This is a genomic window from Succinimonas sp. (genome assembly GCF_045225735.1).
Lineage (GTDB): Bacteria > Pseudomonadota > Gammaproteobacteria > Enterobacterales > Succinivibrionaceae > Succinimonas.
Window position 1 is genome coordinate 1 of the sequence record NZ_JBGVBR010000140.1, and the last position, 2,031, is coordinate 2,031.

The following is a 2,031-nucleotide window of genomic DNA, read 5'->3' on the forward strand; positions in this document are numbered from 1 at the left end:
TTGGTCACAAAAGTTGAAACCAATGAAGACCTGACACATTATCTGCCTGACAAATCAGCAATGAAGCAGGGAATAGACATTATGTCAGACGAGTTTCCCGAAGCACAGACAAGCCAGACAATCCGCGTAATGTTTAACCACCTGAAACCGGAGGAAAAAGAAGGCATTCGCGCAAGGCTGCAAAGTATCCCGTATGTGACGGGCGTTGCCTGGCAGGCGGATCATACGGATTATAACCGGGACAGCCGCACGCTGTATGTCGTCAGCACGGACGCAGGTTATAAATCTGCGGAAATGAAAGCCATCAAGAAAGCGCTTAATCAGGCTTTTCAAGGTTATGAAATGGCCTGGCATGACGATGATGTCGGAATTCCCGAAGTACCGGCATGGATTCTGCTCAGCGGGGTTGCTGCCATTCTTCTGATTCTGCTTGTCATGTGCGGATCGTGGATTGAACCTTTTCTCTTCCTTGTTGGTATCGGATTTGCGGTGATTATCAATCAGGGAACCAATATCTTTCAGGGGAGCGTTTCCACTGTTACCGCTTCGATGTCAGCGATCCTGCAGCTGGTACTTTCCATGGATTATTCCATTATCCTGAGCAATCGATTCAAACAGGAAAGAGCAAAAAACAAAGATGTTGCTGCTTCCATGAAGACAGCAGTCATCAATGCCTTTTCATCGATCGTTTCCAGCGGGATGACGACGGTTGCCGGGCTCCTGATGCTCGTGTTTATGAGCTTTAAAATCGGCATGGACCTGGGCCTTGTCCTGGCAAAAGGCGTATTCCTGAGTATGTTCTGTGTTCTGGTGATTATGCCGGGGATCCTGATTTCCTGTGACGGCCTGATCCGGAAAACGACCAAGAAATCGCTCCGGATTCCGACGAAATTCCTTGCGTCATTTTCGAACAAAAAACATGCTGCAATTACGGTTGCGTTTGTGCTTGTGATGGCCGGGGCGCTGTTCCTGCAGCAGCAGACCGAAATCGTATATACAATGCAGCGGGAGGATCCGGTCGCAGATGTTTTTCCCGCCGATAATACAATGGTGCTTGTTTATCAGAATGATGACGAGCCGAATATTCCCAAAATCTGCAGGACACTTGAGGCAGACAGCAATGTGAAATCTGTCGCCTGTTATTATTCAGCGCTTGCCACGCCCTATACGGCGGAAGAAATGGCGTGGAACATGCCTGAAATGCAGGACGGTATAAAACTAAACGGGGATCTCCTTTCCATGATCTATTATCTGCGCTATGCGGAAGATCAGTCCCTGAAAATGACAGCGGAGGAGTTCTTGAACTTCCTTTCCGATCATATTGCCGGGAATGAAATGTTTGAGGCATATATGAGCGGGGATCAGCGGGAAATGCTTTCACAAATCGGAGATTATGCCGGGGTGGTCGGCATGTTTGCCGGGGACGATCCGATGACACCGAAGCAGATGGCGGACATGTTTTCAATTTTTTCGCCTGATATAAATCAAGAATCACTGGAACTGGCATTCCTGTACAAAGCGGGAATTGAAGACGGCGATCCGCAGTGGACAATGACGATGGAGGAACTGTTTAACTTCCTTTACGATACGGTTCAGAATGATCCGCGGTTCTCACCGCTGCTGGGCGAGGACGCAAAAGCTGTACTGGCTGACGCAAAGGAAGAATTAGCTGCCGGGAAAATGCAGTTGGTGGGAGAAACGCATTCCCGAATGATTATCACAACCAAATACCCGGATGAGGATGAGGAAACATTCGGGTTTATTGACAGGCTTTCTTCCGCGTGCGATAAAGCATTCAAAGGGAAATATTATCTTGTCGGCAATTCAGCTATGAATCTCGAGATGTCGCGTTCCTTCGGAAGTGAGTACCTGTTTATTACCATTCTGACGGCTGCAGTAATCTTCCTGATCGTGTCCCTGTCTACCAGATCATTTATGATTCCGCTGATTCTTGTACTGATTGTCCAGACCAGTGTTTTTATCACTGTAGCCAGTATCGGCCTTTTTGGAAACAGCATTTATTTCCTGGCC

Annotated in this window: 1 protein-coding gene; it reads left to right on the forward strand. The window is 47.9% G+C overall.

Going from position 1 to position 2,031, the window contains the following annotated elements:
* Positions 1-81 precede the first annotated feature (81 nt).
* Positions 82-2,031: MMPL family transporter (locus ACJROR_RS05055; RefSeq protein ID WP_406546143.1), on the forward strand; the 1,950-nt coding region annotated here is incomplete at its 3' end.